Annotated in this window: 19 protein-coding genes, 1 pseudogene and 1 CRISPR repeat array (1 of these 21 cut by a window edge); of the genes and pseudogenes, 1 reads left to right on the top strand and 19 read right to left on the bottom strand. The window is 39.3% G+C overall.

The window, feature by feature from the left end; all coding sequences use genetic code 11:
- Nucleotides 1-5: 5 nt before the first annotated feature.
- From I2E21_RS03830 to I2E21_RS03890, 13 genes are all read right to left on the bottom strand, one after another.
- Entirely contained in the window at nt 6-2,438 is a 2,433-nt protein-coding gene (locus I2E21_RS03830) for a VirB4-like conjugal transfer ATPase, CD1110 family (RefSeq protein WP_243240583.1), read from the bottom strand.
- Nucleotides 2,407-2,973 carry a PrgI family protein gene (locus I2E21_RS03835; protein WP_195410478.1) on the bottom strand — a complete coding sequence of 189 codons (567 nt, stop codon included), beginning with the start codon at nt 2,971-2,973 and terminating at the stop codon, nt 2,407-2,409. Before I2E21_RS03835 ends, I2E21_RS03830 begins: the two co-directional genes overlap by 32 nt.
- The gene (locus tag I2E21_RS03840; protein ID WP_195410479.1) at nt 2,909-3,862 is read right to left on the bottom strand and encodes a VirB6/TrbL-like conjugal transfer protein, CD1112 family; all 954 of its coding nucleotides are present in this window, start codon (nt 3,860-3,862) and stop codon (nt 2,909-2,911) included. The genes I2E21_RS03835 and I2E21_RS03840 overlap by 65 nt, the downstream gene beginning before the upstream one ends.
- Nucleotides 3,863-4,088: 226 nt before the next feature.
- Entirely contained in the window at nt 4,089-5,759 is a 1,671-nt protein-coding gene (locus I2E21_RS03845) for a recombinase family protein (RefSeq protein WP_005335872.1), read from the bottom strand.
- Complete coding sequence (locus tag I2E21_RS03850) at nt 5,760-5,957, bottom strand: hypothetical protein (RefSeq protein ID WP_002595102.1); 198 nt, start codon at nt 5,955-5,957, stop codon at nt 5,760-5,762.
- Nucleotides 5,958-6,198: 241 nt separating this feature from the next.
- Nucleotides 6,199-7,536 (bottom strand): virulence-associated E family protein, encoded by a 1,338-nt coding sequence (locus tag I2E21_RS03855; RefSeq protein WP_007047420.1) that lies wholly within the window; start codon nt 7,534-7,536, stop codon nt 6,199-6,201.
- Nucleotides 7,505-8,149: a CHC2 zinc finger domain-containing protein gene (locus I2E21_RS03860; RefSeq protein ID WP_002595104.1), complete on the bottom strand. Its 645-nt coding sequence runs from the start codon at nt 8,147-8,149 to the stop codon at nt 7,505-7,507. Before I2E21_RS03860 ends, I2E21_RS03855 begins: the two co-directional genes overlap by 32 nt.
- 66 nt (nt 8,150-8,215) lie before the next feature.
- A complete protein-coding gene (gene mobQ / locus I2E21_RS03865; protein WP_195410480.1) occupies nt 8,216-9,790 on the bottom strand; it encodes a MobQ family relaxase in 1,575 nt (524 codons plus the stop codon).
- 103 nt (nt 9,791-9,893) lie between these two features.
- Nucleotides 9,894-10,310, bottom strand: coding sequence for a hypothetical protein (locus tag I2E21_RS03870; RefSeq protein ID WP_002595106.1), 417 nt, complete (start codon nt 10,308-10,310; stop codon nt 9,894-9,896).
- A 2-nt stretch (nt 10,311-10,312) separates the two neighbouring features.
- Nucleotides 10,313-10,510: a helix-turn-helix transcriptional regulator gene (locus I2E21_RS03875; RefSeq protein WP_002595107.1), complete on the bottom strand. Its 198-nt coding sequence runs from the start codon at nt 10,508-10,510 to the stop codon at nt 10,313-10,315.
- 317 nt (nt 10,511-10,827) lie between these two features.
- Nucleotides 10,828-11,124 carry a DUF3847 domain-containing protein gene (locus I2E21_RS03880; RefSeq protein ID WP_002592121.1) on the bottom strand — a complete coding sequence of 99 codons (297 nt, stop codon included), beginning with the start codon at nt 11,122-11,124 and terminating at the stop codon, nt 10,828-10,830.
- The gene (locus I2E21_RS03885) at nt 11,117-11,458 is read right to left on the bottom strand and encodes a hypothetical protein (RefSeq protein WP_002595108.1); all 342 of its coding nucleotides are present in this window, start codon (nt 11,456-11,458) and stop codon (nt 11,117-11,119) included. The genes I2E21_RS03880 and I2E21_RS03885 overlap by 8 nt, the downstream gene beginning before the upstream one ends.
- Nucleotides 11,455-11,643 (bottom strand): hypothetical protein, encoded by a 189-nt coding sequence (locus tag I2E21_RS03890; RefSeq protein ID WP_002592123.1) that lies wholly within the window; start codon nt 11,641-11,643, stop codon nt 11,455-11,457. The genes I2E21_RS03885 and I2E21_RS03890 overlap by 4 nt, the downstream gene beginning before the upstream one ends.
- A gap of 482 nt (nt 11,644-12,125) precedes the next feature.
- Between I2E21_RS03890 and I2E21_RS03895 the strand changes: the two genes are divergently transcribed.
- Nucleotides 12,126-12,932 (top strand): helix-turn-helix transcriptional regulator, encoded by an 807-nt coding sequence (locus tag I2E21_RS03895; protein WP_008372835.1) that lies wholly within the window; start codon nt 12,126-12,128, stop codon nt 12,930-12,932.
- Nucleotides 12,933-12,993: 61 nt separating this feature from the next.
- Here I2E21_RS03895 and I2E21_RS03900 read toward each other — a convergent pair whose 3' ends face one another.
- The 6 genes and pseudogenes from I2E21_RS03900 to I2E21_RS03925 form a co-directional block, all read right to left on the bottom strand.
- A complete protein-coding gene (locus I2E21_RS03900) occupies nt 12,994-13,956 on the bottom strand; it encodes a DUF3658 domain-containing protein (protein ID WP_005601707.1) in 963 nt (320 codons plus the stop codon).
- Nucleotides 13,957-13,985: 29 nt separating this feature from the next.
- Nucleotides 13,986-14,363, bottom strand: a complete 378-nt coding sequence (locus I2E21_RS03905; RefSeq protein WP_005335912.1) for a TnpV protein — start codon at nt 14,361-14,363, stop codon at nt 13,986-13,988.
- A complete protein-coding gene (locus tag I2E21_RS03910) occupies nt 14,323-14,685 on the bottom strand; it encodes a helix-turn-helix domain-containing protein (RefSeq protein WP_005335920.1) in 363 nt (120 codons plus the stop codon). The genes I2E21_RS03905 and I2E21_RS03910 overlap by 41 nt, the downstream gene beginning before the upstream one ends.
- 65 nt (nt 14,686-14,750) lie before the next feature.
- On the bottom strand, nt 14,751-15,038 hold the full coding sequence (locus I2E21_RS03915) for a Maff2 family mobile element protein (protein WP_243240584.1): 288 nt from the start codon (nt 15,036-15,038) through the stop codon (nt 14,751-14,753).
- Between the two features lie 5 nt (nt 15,039-15,043).
- Nucleotides 15,044-16,612 (bottom strand): annotated as a pseudogene (locus tag I2E21_RS03920) (VirD4-like conjugal transfer protein, CD1115 family); the annotation flags it as partial.
- A 282-nt stretch (nt 16,613-16,894) separates the two neighbouring features.
- Nucleotides 16,895-17,158 carry a hypothetical protein gene (locus tag I2E21_RS03925; protein ID WP_195410482.1) on the bottom strand — a complete coding sequence of 88 codons (264 nt, stop codon included), beginning with the start codon at nt 17,156-17,158 and terminating at the stop codon, nt 16,895-16,897.
- 95 nt (nt 17,159-17,253) lie between these two features.
- Nucleotides 17,254-21,960: direct repeats of the CRISPR family, unit length 30 nt; unit sequence ATTTAAAATCCAATATGGATAGATTTATAG; it runs 3,154 nt beyond the window's last position.

Genomic DNA, 21,960 nt, shown 5'->3' on the forward strand with positions numbered 1-21,960 from the left:
TCACCTCAATTCAAATTTGCAGGTATTTTTCGTTTTGCAGGGTCAGTATTCAAAAGTTGGAACATAATTGTATTTTCGGGGAAATCATCCTCAAAAGGTAAAATAATATCACCATAAAAAACCAATCCGTGACCCGGTTGACTACCTTTTACATATTTTATTTGTGCATCGGATATATCAAGTTTTTCTTGCAATATTTTTCTATCACCATTGGCTTGCGACAGCATATATATAAAGTCAGAATTATCAAGTATATTTGCAATTTCCGGTGATGAGAGCAAGTCTTTTACATTCTGCGTTATGCCGGTGGGCACACCGCCCCATTTTCTGAAGCGTTTCCACATTTCTACCGAATACTTCGCAGTTTGTTCATCACGCAGCAACAAATGAAATTCATCAATGTAGTAGCGTGTTGTTTTGATGTTACGATTTTCAGAAACTTTGCACCACACTTGATCTTGTATAATAAGCTGTGCGATTTTTTTTAGTTGTGAGCCAAGCTCTTTAATGTCAAAGCACACAAGGCGATTATCAATATCAACATTTGTTCTATATGCAAAAATATTCTGTGAGCCGGTAACATACATTTCAAGCGAATTAGCAACTCGGTTGAGAGTATGTACAACATCAGCTGCTCTGAATTCCTTTTGTAAATCAGCAAGTGTTGGCATATTTTCTCTGCTTGGACTGTTTGAAAAAAATCTTTGATAAAGTCTTTTCGTACATTTATAAATAGCTGAGCGTTCTTCTGCTGTTAATCCTAATTTATCTGAAACAATAAGCTCACATAAAGAGATGATGAAATCAGATTTTGTTGCAACAGGATTTTCATCTTGTAAATTGGCTGCATTAATATTTATATCAAGCGGATTAATATGATGAGGACTGTTCGATGATATTTTTACTATTTGACCTTTCAAATGTTGGACAATGGGATAATATTCTCCCTCAGGGTCGGTTATAAAAATATCATCATCTCTTGTTAAAAATATATCTGTTATTTCACGCTTTACAGCAAAAGATTTACCTCCACCCGGCACGCCTAAGTATAAGCCGTTAGGGTTTTTCAATTTTAGTCTATCAGCCAAAATCATATTTTTAGTGACCTGATTCAGTCCGTAATATGTTCCGCCTGCTTGAAATACTTCCTGCGTTGAGAAAGGTATAAATACAGCTACTGCACTTGTCGGTAAGCTTCTTGCAATCGGTACATCATTGTAGCCGATTGGCAATGACGATGCGAGTGCTTCCTCTTGCATATAATCAAGTGATATGAGTTTACAGTTGTTTTTTTGCGTAATTCTTGATAATGTTTCAAGCTGTAAATTGCTTTTTTGTTTACTCAAAGCATATTGTCTGACAGTAATTGTAATGTCAAATAAGCGTTCATTTTTACTGTTTAAATCTTCAAGTAAGCCTTTTAACTCGTTAAGATATATTTGAATTGACTCAGGCAAAATATCTGAATCATAACCTGCTTGAAAGGCTTTCTTTTGTTCATCAATTTTCATTTTTTGAACATCAGAAAGTTTACCACGCACATATTTTAAAGCTTTTATTTGGTCAAAAGGCTTTATATGGAAATTTAACGAAACAAGTCCTTCTGTTTTGTCAAGAAAATCTGCAATTATTCTGTCCGATAATTCACCGGCGAGAATATTAATTGATGTTACGCAGCCATACGCATTACCAATTTCAAATTGATTTTTACCAACAAATTTTACAGATGAAGGAGCAATAAAGTCTTTTGTATCATAACCTTTCCTAACGAGATTCCAATCGAAAAGAAAAGGTTGTGTAGTAAAAGGATTGAGCGATTTATACATACTCTCAAGTCGTTCTTCACCGCTTAGTTTGCGAGCGGATACTTTCATATCGGCAAACAGTTGAATAACTTCATTTGCTACTGTATTAAGTTTTGCTCTTGCTTCTCTTAGATTTTTAGCTTCTGTTGTGAAGGTAAGATATTTTTTAATGCTTCTACCGTTGTTTCCTCCAAATAAATTTTCAATGCGAATATTACTGTACTCTTTTCTGATGTCATTATAAGAGTCATTGACATCATTAATTTTTACATACTTAATCATTGAGTCTTTATCAATGATTTGATTTTCGTATGTATTTTGAAATTCAATGCTGTCATCGAAGTAATTGAGAATATCACACCACGAAGAAAACTTACTGCCTTTTTCGTCAAATGTTGCAAGTTGATAGTTCGTATCATAGAATTCAACAGTCTGAGAATACTTCTTACCGCCAATATGGCAAGTACCATCAGGGAGCATCGTTTTGTATGGTATCAGTGCCTGAGTTGATGCTTTTCTGTCTGTATTTTCCTTCCTCAGCTGTGACATTCTTCTTTTTATAGAATTAATATCTTCCTTACTTAATTGCTTTTTCTGATTGTTATTTTTTGTGTTTACTTGTGATTTTTTCAAATAATGTCACCTTCTTATTATCAAATACCGGAACATCAACATCTGCATTTAAAAGAATTCTTTTTAATCTGTTATATTCAATTTGATTTTCAATAGCTTTTAAAGCAGATAAAGGTTCATACTTTCGTACTCTCGGCTTTTTAAAAAATTTAATAAGCAATGCAATATATGTTTCAAAGTACATACCGTTTTTATTGAATAAAGCATACATAATCCCCGGAATAGCAAACATACCCATTGCAAATATTGCAACTGTCAAATTGTTAATTATAGCCTTGACTATAAAAAACGCAGGTAAACCACATATGAGTCCGACAGCAAAACCTATTGCTTGTCTTTTTGTAAGTCCCAAAAGGAATTTTTGCTTAATGAGTGATAAATCTTTTGGTATGTGAACAAAATTTTCCTGCACCTGCATAATGTAATTTCCTCCTCTTCTTTTAACTTGTGCCCCGATGGGGCACAAGTTATTAGTGTGCTGAAAATATTGACTTTGAAATACTTGATGTGCGAAACATCGTAAATATAAATGCAATTATAAATCCAAGAAGAATAGCCATAGTCATAATGACATCTGTACTTGACCCTGACATCATTGTGACAAGTGCGTTATTGAACAATGATTGGAATATTGCGAGTGCAACGATGATAAAAAATCCTTGAAAAGCGAGTGCTAAAATATTCCTTAGCCAATTCCTGCCTATGTCAGCCCAATCCTTGTTAAGAAATGTTGCAAATGGAATAGGGGCAATAGATAATTGCATAAATACTTCAATAATTCTCGATGCAAGCACTACGATAATTGATGCTAATAGCAAGAAAGTGACTATAATCATTACAAAACTTATTATCAGAGTTACAATTAGAGTACCTTTGTCCTGTGCCATTAATACATCGTGAAATGTACTGCTGCTTATTAACTCATCATCAACAAAATCGCCTGTGCCAAACAAGGTTGTCAATGCATCGTTGACAGCATCTGTACCAAACGCAAATACACTTGTTGCTATATAAAAAACATTGCTTATAAGCAAAATTCCGCAGAATGTTTTAAGTATCCACCGTATAATTATTGAATCATCAACATCCTTAAAATTATTGCCGTCAACAACCATATGTATAAGCTCATAACATACAATAACCATAAGAACAAAACCGCCGATAGGTACAATCACATTATTTGACAGTGTTTCTATCGTACTCCAAATCGGAGTCAGACTTTCATTTGTAGATGTTGACCCCGTGAAAGTCGTAGGGTCACCGAGAAAAGAATTAAAAATTGAATTAATTCCTCCATCATCACCATTGTTGAGAGCACCTGACAGCATAGAATTTACTGTTTTTAAACAACCTTCAATTGCTCCGGCAAGAAATCCTCTGAACCACTCATCTATTCCGGAGATAAAGTCTTCCCAAATTTCCAAACTATCACACCCTTCTTTAAGATAACAACAGTAATATTACGAAGTCATAGCAGATGACATCATATTTTTCAAGACTGGCACAATAAGTACACCTACAGCAATAAGTGCAATACCTGCCATCAACTGTTTTATCCCCAATTAGGTGTAAAACTCTGCTCGATGGCGGGCGGCGGCGTACAAAAAATCTATATGGTATTTTTTAAGAGAACCGTCCCGGCGGGACAGGTCAGGCAGTGACCTGTTCCACCTCCGGGATGGGTTTGAGATTAAAATGAATTTCGATAGAAATGTGTCTTGTTTTATCTTCGTCAATGCGCTCATGCACGACGATTTCTTTGATTAAGCGGTTGAGGGTGGCTGCGTCCAGCTCTGTGATGTTGGCGTATTCCTGAATGGCTTCCACCCATTGTTTTGCGTCATTGGCAAGCTGGACTTCATCGGACAGCCGCTTTCTGCCCTCGGACACTTTTGTTTTAAGCTCCGTCTGCTCGGTCTGTGTCTTTTCCAGCATGGTGTTGAAATTCTGCTCACTGATACGCCCTGCAATCATATCCTCATAAAGCCGCATGACCATTTTGTCCAGAACCTCAATCCGTTCCTCGTCCCTTGTAAGGGAGCGTTCCATTGCTTCCCGCTGTTCCCGCTGCTCGGCTTCACAGGTATTGGTCAGGCGGTCAGCAACCGCTTCCCCGTCCATCAGGGCAGCTCTGGCACATTCCCGGATTTTCCGCAGCACATGGCTGTAAAGGGTGTCATAGTCAATCCGGTGCTGGGTGCAGTGGTTCTTTCCAAAGGCATTGTAGGTCTTGCAGGAGTAAATCCGCTGGGGATGTTTTGCGTTTGTGTAGCGTATCGTCAGCGACTTCCCACACTCGCCGCATTTTATCAGTCCGGCAAACAGGCTGATTTCATTGGTCTGCCCCGGACGCTGGCGGGATTTCAGCTTGTTCTGCACAATATCAAAGCTCATGCGGTCAATCAGCGGTTCGTGCTGTCCCTCAACCACAACCCAGTCCTCCGGTTTCTTTTCCCCAATCGTGCCGATTTTGAAGCGGTAGTCTTTTTTCTGGGAAGCAATCGCCCCGGTGTAGACGGGATTCATCAAAAGGTCTTTGATAACGGAGAAGTCCCACATATACCGCCCGTTTTCCGGGTCTTTCTTTTCCCATTTGGTGCGGGTATTGCGAAGCCCCCGTTCCCGGTTCCACCATGTGGGGCAGGGGATTTTTTCTTCCTCCAGCCGTCTGCGGATATAGTTCGGACCATGACCGTTTAGGGCATATCCGAAAATCAGCCGCACAATCGGGGCGGTTTCCTCGTCAATGAGCAGATGGTTTTTGTCCTCCGGGTCTTTCCGATACCCAAACGGGGCAAGACACCCGGTAAACTGTCCTTTCTGCGCTTTCAGAAGATAAGAGGAATGGACTTTCTTGGAAATATCCTTGCTGTACATCTCGTTCAGGATATTCTTGAACGGGGCAATGTCGTTGTTATCCCGTAAGGTGTCGATACCGTCATTCATGGCGATATAGCGCACCCCGTTTCTTGGGAAAAAGTCCTCAATCAAATGCCCGGTTTGCAGATAGTTACGCCCCAGTCGGCTGAGGTCTTTCGTGATAACAAGGTTGATTTGCCTGCGCTCAATGGATCTCAACATTCTCTGTAAATCAGGACGCTCCATATTAAGACCTGTGAAGCCATCGTCCTGATAGACTGCCACAACCTCCCATCCCTGCTTTTCGCAGTATTTTTCCAGCATATCACGCTGGTTTGCGATACTGGCACTTTCGCCTTGCAGGTCATCGTCCTTTGACAGTCTGCAATAGACCGCTGCACGATAGCCCCCGGCAAGTGCCGAACCGATTGTTCTGTATTCCATTTCGTTCATCATAGCCATTTACCCACACAATCCAGACGGTATCCGGCTCTTTTGAACCTCATCTTCATTATACTTCAATTCTTTCTTTTTAGCAAGATATTCTTTTGTATTTGTCTTGCCGTATTTCTGGGAAATCAGGCTGACGAACACATCGGTGGCGTCCAGCTCCCCGTCAAATACAGTGGTCACATGAATCTCTGTTTTGTTTTTTGCCATAGGCAGTTATCCTCCATACATGAAAATAGCCAGACAGAGGGTGTCGGCAACGAAGTCCGGCAACGGGCTTCAAAAGACCTTGCAAACAATCTCAATCTGGCGGTGGTTACTATTTATACTTTTCTTTTATTTTTCTGTTGTTTTGGTTGTCATAGGGGAGAAAAGCCCGCAGTTATGGGTTTTTCCCCGGCAACCGGCTCGGCAACGGGATAGCAACGAAGTCGGCAACGGGCTGTCATTTTCAGAATGGAAGCTCCATCTGCTCCGTGACCTCCACAAAACCGTCCATAGATTTTTCGGGCGGGTTGTCGGTGTCCGTTGCCGGGATTTCACGCTCCCAGCCCTTTTGTCTGCCATATTCCGCAAACATTCTTGGATTGGAAAAGTAGTTCCACCCGGTAATGCACTGGTTCATTATCTCGTTGATTTCCCGGATTTCCCATTGCTTCGGCTCGTCAAAGGTGTGATTTAAGGCTTCCTTGTAGAGCTGCTTGGAACAGACCGTTTCCCCGGTGTACTTATCAAGGTAAGCCTGTATCATCCCGGCTTTGGTGTCCTCCGGCATAAAATCCCGCTGGTGTTCTTTGAGATACCGCTGCATGGCTGGGCTGAATGACAGCTTGTACCTGCCGCTTCGGTAAATCTCCATTGCTTCCGCCCACATCTGGCTGATATAGGCTCTGGAAGCGGCTTCGTCCTCCAAAATGTGAACCTCGGCTTGCTCCGGGTACACCATGACCGGGATAAATCGGCGGTTGCCGGAACGGTCAAGGGGGAGAAAGTCAAGGGCGTTGGAAGTACCGCCGAACACGCACTGACGGGGACGGTCTGCCGGGTGGGTTTCATAGGGTATCTTATAAACCTCTTTCTGTCGGCTTAGAAAAGACTTGATTTCCTCAATGCTCTTGGCATTGGCGGTTGCCATCATTTCCGACATTTCAATTATCCAGTGACCTTGCAGCTTGCGGTACACGTTATCATCGTCCAGCTTCCGCAAATCATCGGAAAACCACTCGTCCCGGACTGCCAGCAGACGGAAGAAGGTGGACTTGCCAGCCCCCTGACCGCCTACCAGACACAGCATGATTTCAAACTTGCTTCCGGGCTTAAATGCCCTTGTAATCGCCCCCAAAAGAAACAGCTTTAGGGCTTCATAGGTGTAATCGTCCACATCCGCCCCCAGAAAGTGCCGCAGACAGAAGCGGATGCGCTCCGTCCCGTCCCATGCAAGGCTGTTCAGAAAATCCCGGATGGGGTGGTACTTATTCTCATTCGCCACAATCCCGATGGCGGTTTCAATCTTTTTCTCACTGGTCAGCCCGTAGGTTTCCTCCAGATAGAGAAGCAGATACTTCATGTCTGTATCGGTCAGGGCTGTGCTTTCTCTGTGAAAACCGATGGGCTTTATGATGTCCTTTCGGTCGGTCAGGATGTTATAGGCGATTGCCCCGGCAAGCACCGGGTCACGCTGGAATACGGTCAGGCAGTTCCGTATGCTCTGGCGGACACCGCCTTTCTCGGTGGTTTCCAGAGTTGCCTTTACTTCCTCAACGCTCTGGGGCGGCTGCATGGCGTTCATGGTGTTTTTTAGTTCTTGCTGCGTCTGCGGCGGCAAGCTCTGCCATTCGCTGTTCAAGCTGTATCACATCCTTTCCATGTTCCGTAATCAGTGAAGCGATTTCCTCCGTATCCCCAAACAGCAGCACATCCAGCAGATATTCCACATGGGCTTGCTTCTGCAAGGCTTCCACGAACCGGGGATGAAACGCTTCCTCCGGGGAGTGCGGGGCATAGTCGGTTTTCCATACCCGTAAGAGGTGTAGATAATCGGCAAGGACACGGAAGCAATGTGCCTTTGCTTCCCGGAACTGTTCTTCCGGGGATTTCTGCCGGGGCTTGGGCTTCCTTGCCCTGCCCGGTGGCTTCCAGTCCTCATAGGCAAGCCCGAAGTCACTCGCCAACTGTGCGGCGGCTTCCTTTTTCCCCAGCCCGTACAGGGCAGCTACAAAATCAATCACATCCCCATCTGCACCACATCCGAAGCAGTGGAAACGCTTGTCCAGCTTCATGCTGGGGGTCTTATCGTTGTGGAACGGGCAGCAAGCCATCCCGTTTCTGTTTACCCGGATTCCGTAATGCTCCGCAGCCTGTCTTGTCGTAACGGACTGCTTCACAGCTTCAAATACATTCAAATCAATTCCTCCTTGTAAAAAAGAAAAGGCACTTATCATTCTCAATCTGAAAATGGCAAGTGCCTGTTAAAGTTCCATATCCTGTTGTTTGTGTTTCGTCTGCGCCGGGGCGTTTTTCTGTGCTCTCTTCTCGTCAGCCTTATCCTGCAAGACTTCTTTGAGGGGCTGCTTCTTGGGCGGCTCTTTGCTTTCCTCTGTGCCGGGTGTGGCTTTCCGTACCCAGTAGCGGATGTCCCACAGCTTCTTCAAATCTTCCTGCACCTCGGTCAACGGTACTTTCAAGTCTGCGATTTCGTCCACAAGCTTCGCCTGTTCCAGCAAAAGCTCCTTTTTCGTGCTGTCCTTATCGTCCGGGTGCTTGGCAAGGTAGGCACTGGCTTTCTCAAACCGGGCAACCTCCGGGTGTTCCAGCTTGAATTTTTCCTTAGTTTTCTTGAAAAATATCTTCTGGTATTTCTCATAAACGGGCTTACATTCCTTACAGTCCGTCCGGGCGGCAAGGATAGCGTCAATCACGTTGCTGCGGGTTTCCTTTGGCTTCATCTGCTTTCGGTAGTCGGCGGCAGATTTCCCGGACGTTTCTATAAAGTTTTCCAAATCCTCCACGGTGGAAAGTCCCTTTCTCTGGAGATAGGACAGGGCTTCGCTGACTGCCTTTAAGTCTTTGGAAGTCCCCCGGCTTTGTCCCGCCCGTGTCCAGCTGCTCCGTTCTGCCTTTCGTATCTCCATATACTTCATCAGCAGATTGGGAAGAAAGACCGCTTCCTCCGCAGCTTTTTGGGCAAGCAGTTCATTCCGCTTTTCGCTAAGCTCCGCAATCCAGCCTTTGAGATTTTTAATAAGCTGCCGGATGGACTTCATCAAACTATTGGCGGCTTTGATTTCTCGGTTCAGGTTGCCGATGTTCGTCTGAATCCCACGCTTTTCCATCTGCCGGACAGCAGCCCCTTCATGGACGGTAGGGATAATATCAAGCCCCTGTCTTTCGTAAGAACGGAGATCTACTCGTTCCGGGCGGTTGTTGGCTTCCAGATAGCGGTTTTGGATGACCTCCCATTCATGCCGCCAGATTTCGCCATATTTGCGGTCGTTCCAGTCAACCGTATCTTCCTTGTGGCTTTTCCACCTGCCGGACGGGAGCTTGATTCGTTCCCCGTTCTTATCAAGTTCATAGACCTTGCGGCTCTTGGGAAGCCATTTCCCACGCTCATCCATTGCCCGCATGGTCAGCATGACATGGGCGTGTGGGTTTCCGTCCCCTTTGTCATGGATGGCAAAATCCACGCACATTCCTTTGGAAACAAACTGCTGGCGGCAGAAATCCCGTACAAGGGCGGCGTACTGGTCGGGCGGTATCTCTCTGGGAATGGAAAGCACCCACCGCCTTGCAAGCTGGGAGTTCCATTGCTTCTCAACAGCTTCGGCAGCGTTCCAGAGGGTGTTGCGGTCTGTGTACTCCAGGGGAGCGTTTGCCGGGAGCAGGATTTCATTGTGGACGATACCACGCTTTTCCGGGTAGTGTTTTACTTCCTGGTCATATTCACAGAACAGCTTTTCGCCGCTCTGGTAAGCAGCGGCGGCAACCGCAGACTGGCGGTGGCTGCGCTGCACAATAGAGATTTCGTTGTGTGGACAGGGCATTTTGTGTTCCTCCTTTCCGTTTTTGGACATAGAAAAAGCAGGATACCTTTTCAGATTTCCTGCTTGTTGTGCCGCTGGGGGCGGCGGGTATTTAGTAATACATTTACATAGTTTTGTGCAAGTACCAAAGTCGCACAATAAATACAATTTGTCCAATAGCATAAGCCCCAATAATAGTGAAACATGGGACTACTGTCATATATCCGGTGAAAATCAAAGCAAAAATAGAAACAGCAATCGTAACATTCATTACCTTGAAGCCACTTGCCATAGCAGCATTACTAAGCGAAATATTTCTCTCGTCATTTTCCTCTATTTCCATTTCTTTGGTTTTCTTAACGAACAAGTCGCACACACCAGATACAATCAGCAAAATTCCAATGAGAGATGTACCTACTACTATTAAGTCGGGACGTGGCACAGGTATTATTTCATGTACTCCCAAACCGTATGTTAGCAATCCTCCCAGTAGAATAATCATTCCTGTAACTGTCATTAAAATCAACAACCTTTTTTTCATAATCAATCCTCCTCGTAAATAAAAATTTCTTCAATACTCATGTTGAAATATCTGGCAATCTTAAATGCCAACTGAATAGATGGGTTATAGCGTCCGTTTTCCAAAGAGCCGATGGTCTGTCGTGATACTTCCAATGCATTTGCTAAATCTTCTTGCTTTATGCCTCGTTGCTTTCGTAATTCTTCCAGGCGATTTTTCATGTCATCCTCCTCTCTTATGGAAAGTTAACTTTCCATGCTTCCATTATATCACATAGTTCTTTTATGTCAAGTTAGCTTTCCATTTGCATTATATTTTATGAAACTTATCGGCTGGGAACAGCTTGCAACGCAAGGTGTCCCCAGATGGCAAGTCCACAAAAGGGTAGCTGGCGGCAGCCAGCGCAGGGGAAGCGTAGCGTCCCCTGTATGATTTGGAGCAGACCTTGACTGCGGAAAATCACAGCCCTCCGGCAAGGAGCCTTCGGAGAACGCAATGCACCAACCTCTGGGTGGTGTATAATTGCGCCCTTAGTAAACTAAGGGGTTTCCGGCTTCTCCCGTTCCAGCAGTTTTTTCAATAGTTCCTGCGTGTCCTGCCTGTGAAAAATGAGTTTCAACAACAGCATGACATCATCATCTGTCAGGCGTTCCGGCTCTTGCAGAAAACTTTCCAGCATACCGCCACGGGTACAGAGCCGGTGCGTTCGTTCCTTTCGGGTAAGCTGCTTTAACTGGTACTGCAATGCCTTTTCATCATTGATGGCTTTCCGCAGTTTCTTTTCGCTTTTCTCCAGCTCCCAGTTGAGTTTTTCCAGCTTTGAGGTCTCAGGCAAGGGCAGCGTCCTCCTTTCCCGGTATCAGCACATAAATCCGGTTTGGTTCTCCCACGCCCTGACGCACCCGCATGATAAGCCCAGCGGTTTCCAGTTCATTCAGAGAACGCTTGACCGTCATGGAGTTGCGGGACAGGACTGTAGCAATGGCTGTGACAGGGAAGCAGACAAACAGGATTCCGTTTTCGTCCTCCTGCCCTTTGGATAGCATAGCGTCCAGCATCCGGCAGTACATGACCTTTGCGGTGCTGCTGACTGGAAATCCTGTCAACGCTATGGGAAATGGCATACACGGCGGCAATGGTGTGTCTATCGTCATAAATTCAAAATTCATTCGGTGTGTTCCTCCTTTTTCTTTGCTCGTTTGGATAAATAACGGGGGCAGTCAACCACAACCGCCCGGAAGCTCTGCCTGCACCCATGCTGGCATTTCCGGCATAATTCGTTGTAAGTGACACGCCCCCGGTCATTGAGGTAAAAGGAAAGCTCATGCTTCCTCTTTTTGCTCATTCTCGGCATATTGCGCTTCCTCCCGTTTTTGTGTATGGTTTCGGGGCGATTTTCGGCAAAATTACGGTCATAGAGCCGCTTAAAATCTCCCGAAGTATCAGCGATAGGGTAGACTATCCCCCTATCAGATTGTCGTGTTTCGGTATCATTTCGGTGTCAGTTCGCCAGTTCTCCCCGGTGTCGTTCCTCCCCTGAATCTCACAGCGGCGTATCGCTCCCTTTGGTACGCTCGTTTCGGTCAGGGTTCCTCCATATCCCTGCCAAAAGTCATGGCGCTACATCGCCGGGGAAGCATATCCCACACAGGCTGGTCATTCGATTGGAATAATCCATCGATGAACTACCTGTATCATAGAACATTTTTGTGCCCTGTGCCGTATATCCACAAAGTAGGAATCAGGGGGAAAATCAGAAATTTCCACGATTGCGGAAAGTGTGATATAATCCAGTTAAACGGCAGAAATAAAACCACCGGAAAGGAGCGTGCGCCCATGAAAGTTGCAACAAGCATACAGGAACGCCTTTGGGAACTCCGCAAAGACAAAGGCTTAAATCTGGAAGAACTATCAAAGCTGACGGGCATTTCTAAATCAGCCCTTGGCAGTTATGAAAAAGAGGATTATAAGGAAATCAATCATGGCAACCTTATCACGCTGGCAGACTTCTATGGGGTTTCCGTCGATTATCTGCTGTGCCGGACAGAGAATAGGGAGCAGATCAACACGCCACTGACGGAGCTGCATTTGAACGATGAGATGGTGGCACTGCTGAAAAGCGGTCGGATTAACAACCGTCTGCTCTGCGAACTTGCCACCCATAAGGACTTTATCAAGTTTCTTGCGGACATTGAGATTTATGTGGACGGGATTGCCACCATGCAAATCCAAAATCTCAACTCCCTTGTTGATACCGTCCGGCATGAAATTATTGAACGGTATCGCCCCGGCGAAGATGACCCGCATTTGAAGGTGCTGCAAGCCGCACATATCAGTGATGATGAGTATTTCAGTCACATGGTTCTGGATGACCTCAACCTGATTATCCGGGATATTCGGGAATTCCACAAAAAGGACAGCGAGAGTGCGCCCCAAACTACCGTTGCCGATGAACTGAAAGAAAATCTGGAAGCGGTCGAAAATTTCAAGGGCAGTCGAGATGAAAAACTGGTTATCCTTTACTGCAAGCAGCTTGGTATCAACTATAAAAACCTGTCAGAAGAAGAATTTCGCTGGTTCATTCGTATTCTCAAAAAATCAAAGAAAATGGGAACGCCTATCAGCCAGAGGAAAAAACGGTAAAGGAAAACCGCTGTTGCATGGTTTGTTGGATTCCATGTAGCAGCGGTTTGTGCTGTGGTTATTATTTCATTCGTTTTCTTAATATTCGGCGATAATTTGTTTCTCCCTTTGGTGCGTCCTGTATAATTTCCAACACACCATCTTCAAGCATTTTATCAATGCGATTGGAAATCCATACATCACTAATTCCAAGTTGATATTTTCCTAAAACATTACCTATGACAATAGCCATTTTGAATTGCTCTGGCTGTTCCGCAATTTCACGAAGAATGAAACTATCATATATATCTTCTGAAACGCTTTGCAATTTACCATTTAACATTGCACGCAAAGGTGCATTTTCATTTTGAAGTTGATTCCATTTCATAGTACAAGCTGAAAGAAATACAGGATTAGCTTTCTCTTGTAGAGTTATATAGTTTCCCCATTCGCCAGGAGACACCTCGCCCCATGCTATTTTGGATGTCATAGTATTTTCTTTTCCATATTCCCATGTAGGTAACTTAACCAAATAAATTGTTGTCTGGCAGTTTAATGGTTGAAGTTGTTTCATAAGCCAATACATACCACAAAGCTCATCTGGATTATAGCTATACCAAATGCGAATTTCTTCCCCAGCTACATATCGTTCAATCACTGAGGTCAATGTAGTTTTAATTTTCTGTATTTTTTCTTCAACCTGATAATCTAAATCCTCTACAAAGCAGACAGACAGCATTTTCTTGAAAATATTTTTCCGCTGTTCGCCAATTCCATTATCAGAAATATCTCCCACACTAAGAACCATATCAAAACAATAAACATCACTGCTCTTGCCTCCCAATGGAATAGCATTCTCCCAAGCAATGCGTTCTTGTTCCTGTGCTTGAAGCTGTGCCTTTTTCATTTCATCTGAAGATGGAACACTCCCGTCTTCGTGCCTCATAAATATTGAAACAGCACTTCCTCTATACTTTCCCTTGCCGTAAGTTTGGGCAATTTTCAAACTTCCACAGGCACTTTCACCAAATACAATTTCAATCATCTTATATACCTCCGATTTAATTGCTCCCGTTATGAATAAATCATCTCATACAAAACAATTTCTTCTGCCCTGTTGTGAATGTTATTGCAACGCTGCACCCATTCCATTTGTCGGGTACACTTCAATTCCTCTGTCACGCCCTCGGTAGCTTTCATCTGCTCCATGATAGTGTCTAACCGTTTTTGTGCCTGTTCATTCAGGTCTGCAAGATATGTCAACAATTCTCCGGTCAGTATCAATGTATTCAATCTGGCTGGGTGGACTTCTCTTAAATATTCCCGGTGCATTCGTCCGTACTTTCCGATAGGGCGGTGTTCCTCCGGCAGTTTCAAGCCTGGAATGTAGTAATCTCCGACAAGGATATAATCAATTCCGTTTTCCGTTATTCTTGGTTTCAATTCGCTCATGTTCCTTACCTCCTGTGGAAGCAGGCTCGTCTGGTACTAACTCAATCACATCAGTAATCTCACAATTCAGAGTTTCACAGATACGGGCTAATGTATCCATGCTGATGTGCTTTCCCTCTTTGCTCATGTTGGCAATCATATTTGTTGTCATACCAGCAGCAAGCCTTAAATCCTCTTTTCTCATATCACGCTCTAACAGTGTGTGCCAGAGTGGTTTATAGCTGATGTGCATATTGTTTTCCTGCCTTTCTATCCATACCACCGGGGCGGTTGCCCCGGCAGGAACTTTTCTCTTATTATAACACCAATCTTGTGAAATCACAATTTATTCTTGTAGCCTGCCGCTGATACCGTCTGGATTGTGCATTCCCTTTCTTTTTGTTCCCTTTAATTAGCCATGAACTGTTTCATACCCTGTGATTTTGCACCCGGGTTATCATTTCCGTAACCTTCAATAAGATTTACAACACCCCAAACTCCGAGTCCTGCTCCAATGAGCGAAATAACAGCGGTAAGTACAGTTGATGTTTTGTTGATAAAATCTGTAGTGCTTACTGCAGCAAACGCTGTTACACAGCTCATAGCAATCACAACCGATACGGCTGTAACTGCGAGAATAACTTTTTTTGCATTTCTGTTTCTGCTTGATAATTTTTTCGGTTTGTTTAAATTCATACTAATCATTTCCTTTCATCTACTGTTTGAAATTCTGTATATTTTGTGCTTTTTCTAAGTTCAGCGGTATGGTTATGCTTACGCTTAACATACTTTTTTACATCAAAATAATTTTTATCATCATAATCAAACAGATATTTATAATTTTTGTGCTTTGTTATGTCATACTTGTAAGACAAAAATGGATGCAAACCTCTGATTTGCAATACGCATTGGGAGTTGTCCATTACGCTTATTTCATCTCGTGACATCAATTCTTTACCGAGTTTTTGATAATTAACTCCATAACTTTCTTGAGTTCCTCTTGTACGAGATGTGTTAAACATATAGATTGTTTCTTTTCCTAAATTATCTGATATGTCTTTTAGCGTTGTTTTTTCTTTACCACCCAAAAATAGTTCCGAGTCACAGTTACCCTCGATTGTTTCAGCATTATCTTTATACAAAGATTTTAGTTGCGATTTTGTTTGCAAAATAATACTCGCAGAAATACCTCGACTTCGTATAACAGCAATTATTTTTTCAAAATCAGGTATTTGCTTTATGTTTGCAAATTCATCAATCAAACATCGTACAGGATACTTTAATCTGCCTTTCGGAGTTTTATCAGCTTTAGTACACAGAAGATTAAAAAGCTGAGAATACATAATCGCAACCAAAAAGTTGAATGTAGCGTCAGTATCTGATACAACTATAAACAATGCAGTAAGTCTATCTCCGATAGTATCAAGCTGCATTTCGTCATAGCTTGTAATTTCAAGTATACTGTCAATACTAAACGGAGCGAGTCTTGTTGCACAGCTAATCAAGATTGATTTAGCTGTTTTACCTGCCGCAAGTTTATAGGCTTTGTACTGTCGCACAGCAAATCTGCCAAGACTTGCTCTCCAAGGCTCTACATCAATGTCAACTAAATCAGCATAGTTTTCGTTTTGTTCTTCAAACTGCTCATCTTTATCCCAATCCTTTTCAATCCACTTTTCAAGATAGTAAAATGCCCAATCGATTGCATTTTTAAAGCTATCATCATCTTCTCGGCATTCTGATGCATTGACAAAATCAATAAGCGTTTCAAAATTCCACTCATTTTCAGGACACATAGTCAGAATGAGAGCTATGTATGATGTATAAAGCAATTTCTCTGCTTTAACCCAAAACTCATCTCCGCCTTTTTGCTCGCCGGTTGTATTTGCTATCAGCACTTCAACAGTACGCAATATATCTTGCTCACGAGTTTCGGGACGAATGTATGCAAACGGGTTATAGTGCATTGATTTTTTAAAATCAATTGTATTGAAAATTTTAATTTCATACGGTTGATAACCGATAATATCGCCTTTTTGATAAATTGGTTTGCCACGCTGAAGCAATTTGCCGCAATCATTAATTATTGTGCCTTTTGGATCTGTTACAACATAACTTGAATGCATCTGCATCAGGTTAGGTTTTACATAAAAGCGAGTTTTACCTGAGCCTGAACCACCATAAACTATTACATTTTTGTTACGCTCATACTTTGGTGATTTTGCTTTATTCATTGTCAATCTTTCAGATTGTGTCAGAATGATATTATCACTTTGATTTTGCTTTCTGCACGATGTACATATGTATCCGCAAGTAGATTAACAATTAAGTTAAGGTAATGTTGATTGTAACCTTGCGACAACAACGCATAGTATGAAATTTGTATTTCAGCCTTTTGGACATATTCCTCATATTCTTCTATCCTTCTATCAAGTTTTTCAGAAGTCGATTCTGTTGCTGTATCAGCTTGATTGATAGATGGATTAGTATGGTTTAACTCAGTATGGATATAGGTCGAGATTTCCGATGTCCTGACATCGTTTTTATCAACTTCAAGAGGTCGATTTCGATTTTTCAGAGGTCGATTTTTCCGACCTCTGGGATGTTGGTTCATCTTTTTGAGCCGACTTATCAGATTTTTGCTGAGTTTTTGTGCTTTTAGTAAGAGCATTAATCTTGCAGATAACTTCATCTTCATCATCCGATTTATCTATTGGCTTTGCGAAATTCATAACAAAAATTTTAGTAGGCTTACCTAATCCTTGCTTTTTGCGAATTATAAGACCAATTTTTTCAAGCTCACTAAATATACGCATAGCTTTATCTCTGCCAATATTGAGTTGCTTCTGCACAAGCTCTTGCTTGTAGTAAACAAATGTTATACCGCTTTTATCTATCCAACCGTTCTTTTTAGACAACGATGTTCTGGATAGATTTATAGAATTTTGTATAATATTAATCAACTTCTTGGATTTATATTTAAAATCCAATATGGATAGATTTATAGGTCTTTATTGTGGTCGCCAAGGGGCAGGGAAGACGATATTTAAAATCCAATATGGATAGATTTATAGTTTAAGGAGGTTTAAAAAATGCAGTATATTTTTACATTTAAAATCCAATATGGATAGATTTATAGGTAATACTTAATACATGCTTGAGTAGCATTTCCTTATTTAAAATCCAATATGGATAGATTTATAGGATTTGCAATATGATTTGATGATGGAGAATTACTGATATTTAAAATCCAATATGGATAGATTTATAGATAATTGTGTTTTTTGTGTAAAATATTTTTAAAAGGATTTAAAATCCAATATGGATAGATTTATAGAAATGAAATGAGGTTTATATATGGGATTTATTGGTATTTAAAATCCAATATGGATAGATTTATAGGTGTTTAATGTCATATTCAAGCAATCCTCTAATCTGAATTTAAAATCCAATATGGATAGATTTATAGACGATGTCGATTTCAATAATCGTTATTTAGTAATTAAATTTAAAATCCAATATGGATAGATTTATAGTCGTCACCTTTGGTGCTTAAACCAGAACCAAAAAAAATTTAAAATCCAATATGGATAGATTTATAGGGCAGTACGATGATAGAGATTATTGGTTCTGATATTAATTTAAAATCCAATATGGATAGATTTATAGTGATTGGTCGTTAATTGTTTTTACCTCTTTGCGTTATTTAAAATCCAATATGGATAGATTTATAGTTGTGACCCGTCAATCGGTGTTACTGATGATTATATATTTAAAATCCAATATGGATAGATTTATAGCAATCTTTTTTGCATTTCTCCTGCGGACGGTGTTGTATTTAAAATCCAATATGGATAGATTTATAGGCAGCTGAACGCAATAAACAAGATGAGATTTCTCACTATTTAAAATCCAATATGGATAGATTTATAGTTATGAAGAACAAATAAAAATTATACGATTTTTTACATTTAAAATCCAATATGGATAGATTTATAGTAGTGATTCTATGTATAGTCTTAATATTGATTCAATATTTAAAATCCAATATGGATAGATTTATAGGTTTTGCACTTTATACTTGTTTATCACTTTTATCTTTATTTAAAATCCAATATGGATAGATTTATAGGTACAGAGAGACATTCTCTAATATTTCTATACATTTATTTAAAATCCAATATGGATAGATTTATAGCCTCTACATACAATCCAATCATATTATCAAAGAGATTTAAAATCCAATATGGATAGATTTATAGAAACACATATTCAAATAGTTGATGTCAATGTTTTTATTTAAAATCCAATATGGATAGATTTATAGCAACTTTTGCACAATGTTAGTTGCTACTTGAAGAATATTTAAAATCCAATATGGATAGATTTATAGTAACGGAATTTTTCATGCGAGTTTCGGTTTTTTTGATTTAAAATCCAATATGGATAGATTTATAGGTTATCGGACTTATAACCGCAAAGGCATTTTCTTTTATTTAAAATCCAATATGGATAGATTTATAGTAAATGTTTCAACTGCAAGTCCTACTACATCATCTTTATTTAAAATCCAATATGGATAGATTTATAGTATAGGTTCTATGGTCTGTGATGACGGAACTATTTAATTTAAAATCCAATATGGATAGATTTATAGAGATTATTTTAAATTATATGGTTTGCGTTTGTATTGATTTAAAATCCAATATGGATAGATTTATAGTGATAAATCTTCTGAATCTAATTATATTTATACTTCATTTAAAATCCAATATGGATAGATTTATAGAATTAAATCGCCACAAACAAATGTTCCAGAAAATTAATTTAAAATCCAATATGGATAGATTTATAGATATTAAAACTTTACAACGATAAAACAAAATTAAAATTTAAAATCCAATATGGATAGATTTATAGTAGAGCCGTTTTGTCAAACTTTTGCGTTAAATGTGTATTTAAAATCCAATATGGATAGATTTATAGACTCAATGATTTTTAATGTTTTTTCGTTTTTTAAATTTAAAATCCAATATGGATAGATTTATAGCTCCCTGCTGATATGTAAGCCACGCAAAGGGGTCTTTATTTAAAATCCAATATGGATAGATTTATAGAAACGGGAATAATCTTAAGTCTATTAGAGCATTCATATTTAAAATCCAATATGGATAGATTTATAGTTTTGTCAGTTTCCATGACGGATTTTCTTCAACGTCATTTAAAATCCAATATGGATAGATTTATAGAAATATTGCTGAATATCAATCAATGTTTGCAATGTATTTAAAATCCAATATGGATAGATTTATAGACGTGAAACACTTTTTAATAAGAAAGGCTAAAATAATTTAAAATCCAATATGGATAGATTTATAGAGCCGATTATAATGTTATAATCGGCAAGAGAAGTAAATTTAAAATCCAATATGGATAGATTTATAGATTATTTTATAAATCTGAATAGTTGCGACAACAAAATATTTAAAATCCAATATGGATAGATTTATAGTTTTAAAAAAATCAAGTTACAATTTTGTAACCAAAATTTAAAATCCAATATGGATAGATTTATAGACTTGTTGATAATCTGTTCACTGACTTAAAAAATTATTTAAAATCCAATATGGATAGATTTATAGGCTACAAGCATATCCGACAGTTGCGCCGTAATTTTCATTTAAAATCCAATATGGATAGATTTATAGCAATCATTGACTGATAGTTGCTCGTAAGGAGTGCCGATTTAAAATCCAATATGGATAGATTTATAGCATATCAACTAAATGCAATAGTTAATATGTGAACTAATTTAAAATCCAATATGGATAGATTTATAGAGTGAATAGTAATACTATTACTATAAAGACGCTTTATTTAAAATCCAATATGGATAGATTTATAGCTGCTGAGCGTAACAAGTCGGATGATATACCGCATATTTAAAATCCAATATGGATAGATTTATAGTTGCGAAGTAATGACACAATGCAAATATTTGTCAGATTTAAAATCCAATATGGATAGATTTATAGTCAATATACTTCCGATAATATGGTTTACTTTCGTTAATTTAAAATCCAATATGGATAGATTTATAGATTGAAAAGATTAACGAAAGAAATCTTGTTGAACTCTATTTAAAATCCAATATGGATAGATTTATAGTATTGTTAAATCTTACTAATAAGGGGACATTTTTAATTTAAAATCCAATATGGATAGATTTATAGAAAATCTGTAGTTTATCTGTAGTATAAGAGATTAAAATTTAAAATCCAATATGGATAGATTTATAGCATTTCTTTTTACGATTGTATATTCTAATGTTCCATTATTTAAAATCCAATATGGATAGATTTATAGTGTACCAATACACTCCGATTTTTAAATTTGCGTTTTATTTAAAATCCAATATGGATAGATTTATAGCCGTCATTATTTATGAAGAAGTACTTAGAATTATCATTTAAAATCCAATATGGATAGATTTATAGTACAGATACAAACAGCCTTGAGCATATCAGAGCTAATTTAAAATCCAATATGGATAGATTTATAGAAAAGAGAAAAATCGTTGAGCATTGTCAACTACAAATTTAAAATCCAATATGGATAGATTTATAGACGGTTTATATAATTCTCGATATCATCAAGTGTTTTATTTAAAATCCAATATGGATAGATTTATAGTCATTTTGTTGCCTCCTTGATTGAATTTTTTTTATATTTAAAATCCAATATGGATAGATTTATAGGTGATGCACCGCTTCACAGGGGCTATATTTTCCTAATTTAAAATCCAATATGGATAGATTTATAGCTTGTAGAGCGTATGAAATCCTCATCAGTTAAGGCATTTAAAATCCAATATGGATAGATTTATAGCACAATTGCGAATCGTAATGCTTGCGCCTGTTTTAATATTTAAAATCCAATATGGATAGATTTATAGATGTTTGAGGTAATGTGCGTTACCTCTGCTTCAAGAGATTTAAAATCCAATATGGATAGATTTATAGTTTTAGCAAATTCAAACTGTTAATCATGATGTCACATTTAAAATCCAATATGGATAGATTTATAGTATGCCTTGTCCTCTGCAAGCAATAGCTTATATTTATTTAAAATCCAATATGGATAGATTTATAGTGAATCATAGAAAGCTGCTTTAATATCATCAGTTGCATTTAAAATCCAATATGGATAGATTTATAGGCTAATCGACCTCGACCAGCAAGCCAATCTATCGTTTATTTAAAATCCAATATGGATAGATTTATAGGTTAAAATCAATAAAACTTGAAGTAGTCGCAACAGAATTTAAAATCCAATATGGATAGATTTATAGAGCAGTTACTTAATTCATTCGAACCTTTAACATTTCTATTTAAAATCCAATATGGATAGATTTATAGTTTAACACATCATTTTTTGATAGCTCTGTATTTATTAATTTAAAATCCAATATGGATAGATTTATAGCAATAAATTCTTTGCTTTCTCATCCTCATCAACAGGATTTAAAATCCAATATGGATAGATTTATAGGTTTTATTAATAAAAAAATCACCTTCAATTTTAGAATTTAAAATCCAATATGGATAGATTTATAGCG

It is taken from the genome of Ruminococcus sp. BSD2780120874_150323_B10, from assembly GCF_015553695.1.
Classification (GTDB): Bacteria; Bacillota; Clostridia; order Oscillospirales; family Acutalibacteraceae; genus Ruminococcoides; species Ruminococcoides intestinale_A.